Origin of the sequence: Dolichospermum sp. LEGE 00246, assembly GCF_015207865.1 — a bacterium.
GTDB lineage: Bacteria > Cyanobacteriota > Cyanobacteriia > Cyanobacteriales > Nostocaceae > Dolichospermum > Dolichospermum heterosporum.
The window spans coordinates 1-2963 of the sequence record NZ_JADEWA010000571.1; the positions used below are offsets into that span (position 1 = coordinate 1).

1 protein-coding gene and 2 pseudogenes are annotated in these 2963 nt (G+C 38.6%); 1 reads left to right on the forward strand and 2 read right to left on the reverse strand.

Features of this window, described 5'->3' with window-relative positions; genetic code table 11:
- Nucleotides 1-314 precede the first annotated feature (314 nt).
- Both IQ228_RS24130 and IQ228_RS24135 read right to left on the reverse strand, forming a co-directional pair.
- Complete coding sequence (locus IQ228_RS24130) at nucleotides 315-737, reverse strand: hypothetical protein (protein ID WP_027401694.1); 423 nt, start codon at nucleotides 735-737, stop codon at nucleotides 315-317.
- 226 nt (nucleotides 738-963) lie between these two features.
- A pseudogene (locus tag IQ228_RS24135) lies at nucleotides 964-2064 on the reverse strand (nickel-dependent hydrogenase large subunit); the annotation flags it as partial.
- Nucleotides 2065-2490: 426 nt separating this feature from the next.
- Here IQ228_RS24135 and IQ228_RS24140 point away from each other — a divergent pair.
- Nucleotides 2491-2963: pseudogene (locus IQ228_RS24140) on the forward strand (site-specific integrase); the annotation flags it as partial.

Below are 2963 nucleotides of genomic sequence, written 5' to 3' on the forward strand. Positions count from 1 at the left end.
AGGGGGTTGGGGGTGGGGTTCTTGTTCCGGGTTTGATGACAATTTGCTGTAATTTTCACCAGATGTCTATTGTTCAGCAAATTATACAAGGTCGCAGCTAAATCATAAACTGTCCAATTTGGTAAATATGGCGTTGCTGATTAAGGGTATGAATTTTAGTCTCACGCAAAGGCGCAAAGACGCACTGAGGTTTGAGTTTTAAAGATTCAATTTGGGAATTTCATACCTCAATTCAGCAACGCCGTAAATATAATTAATATAAAGCAGAAGTGTTAACTATCAATCATGAGGTGGGCAATGCCCACCCTACAAATTTATAAATTCACACCATGTTTCTTAGCAATTTCTACAAGTTGCTCATATTGATGTTGTGATGCTTTAGCTAAAATTGCATCTGCTTCTTCTGGATTAGTACCATCTTTAGGAATTAAATACTTAACATAAAGAGAAACAAAATCAACCACAGCAGCCAAACCTGTTAATTCGTGTTTATCGGCTTGTTTTCCAGCAATTACGGCTACTAACCCGGCTCTAATGGGGTCAGGTCTTACTTTCATAAATTGGTCAACTAATTGCTTAGAATAATCCGCTGGTGCTAAATTCTTTAACTTACTTTGATCAGGTTTAAATTCTAATCCTGCGGCTGTTGATTGATCCAACATACACCATTCTATAAATTCTTGGAGTGCGGCTTCAGGAAGCTTAGGAAGATATTGATGTAGTTCTAAATTAGACACAATTAGTTACCACTTTTAGTATTTAGTAATTCCTAATTGATAATTCATAATCTGATCATTAGGAATTATCAATTATTCCTTAAAATTCAGACTAACCTACGGATTTGGGAACTTTTGTACTGTAAACAACAATTATATAGAACCCTGACTTATCGAAAAATAGAGAAAAGAACAGATCCCCGACTTCTCTAAGAAGTCGGGGATCTTAAGTATTAAGTAACATAAATTAAGCTGTTCTAAAACGAGCTAATTCTTCGCCGGTTTTCGCGTCGTGGGCGTGAACAGTACACACCAAACATGAATCAAAAGAACGGGCTACATGACCGACTTCTACAGGGTCTTTCGGGTCTTGAATTGGTGTTCCAATTAATGCTTTTTCAATTGGTCCTAATTCTCCCGCACCGTCACGGGGTCCAATATTCCAAGTACCGGGAGCGATAACTTGATAATTCTTAATTTTGCCTTTTTCGATTTCTACCCAGTGACATAATGCACCTCTAGCAGCTTCCGTTGCACCCCAACCTTTACCATCTTTTTCTTCTGGTTTAATATACCAAGGATCGTTTAATTTGAACTCTCTTAAACACCGTTCAGCTTGGCGATATAGTTTCACTATTTCGTGGACTCTTCCTAATTGACGAAGATGAACACTTGCACCACCCATTTTCTTGAATGTATCGAGAATAAATGGGTCATAATGTTGCCAAGATTCCCCATGATTTCCCCCTGCAACTAATTGACGAGCGAGGGGTCCTGCTTCTAAACGTCCTAAGTCTTGGTGGAGGACTGCACTAGACCAAGAATATGCCCCATTAAAGTCTTTTTGGTTGTTATTAATTGGTGTGGTTGTGCGATCGCTTGGATGCCAATCTTCTGTACCCTCATCATACCAAGAATGGGTTAAATTCTCACGAGCAAAGGATTGATTCATCAAGCTATGAGTATCCGTAAAACTATCATAAACACCGCCTTTCATAATCACAGCCGCGTTACGTCCTTCAATGGTGGGTTTATTGTATTTATCCTCATGGGGAATATAACCCCAAGTCACATATTTACCCACACCAGCACCATATCTATCTAAACCGATATCTAACCCCATGCGCCAATATAAACCCAAGTCAGATTCTCGATGTTTAACATCTTCATCTAACCACTTTTGAAAGTCTTCATAAGATTGAATTTCTTCATATCTTTCTAAAGAACAACCTAACCAAACTGGTTCTAACCAATTGGTGCGGAAATATTCCAAAATTGCCCAGGCGCGGGTAATATCAGTTAAAGTTGGGGCGCACATCACACCACCAGGCACCATATAACTGCTATGACAACAGGTGATATGCTGTAAATGTTCCTGAGTAACTTATTTTATCAGGTAATTTTGCTCGGACAGAACATTTTATTTTCACCATTTCAGTTTATAAATAAGGGAATATTTAGGGAATGAGTCAGGGTAATTTTTATCCCTAACAGTTACAGCAGTTTTCTTGTATTTGAACTACTATTATTAGACCTAACCCCCAGCCCCTTCCCTACCTCTCCCTAACCCTCTCCTAAGAGGAGAGGGAAAAAGAAAAACCTTTGTTGCTGGAAGGGGGGTAAATCAAAGCCTCTCTCCTTGCAGGAGAGAGGTTTGGAGAGAGGTCGGTTTGTGGTCTATTTACCTGAAAATAGCTGTACTGTAATATCGGAAACCTATCCCCCATCTCTGCATGAGGATGCAAATGCAGACTCAAGGGACTGGTTCGCAGATATGTTTGCAGACTTTGAGCCGCAGAACACTACAGATGGCAGCTATAGAGGCACAATGGCGAAAATAAAGGCAACGGAATTACAGTATCAAGCAGTTTTTGAACAGAAGTTAGTGGAAGCTAATACTAATTTAAAAAGGGAGAGAATAAGAGTTAGTATTAAACAAACTGGCAATTCTCTCCAATTACGAGCTACCTTACCTTTAAAACCAGGAGATTACAGTTTAGGTAAGACAAAAAAGCAGTATGATTTATCTCTAGGAATACCCGCAAATTTAGAGGGATTAAAAACTGCAATTGAGGAATGTTACGAGTTGGGTAAATTAATTGCTCGTCATACTTTCGATTGGAATGAGAAGTATTTAGGAATTAAATCGAGAGAGAAACAAGAGATAAAAACTATTGGAGAATTATTAGATACATTTGATGAAAAATATTATCAAACCCGTCAGAAAACTATAACCAGTGAAAATAC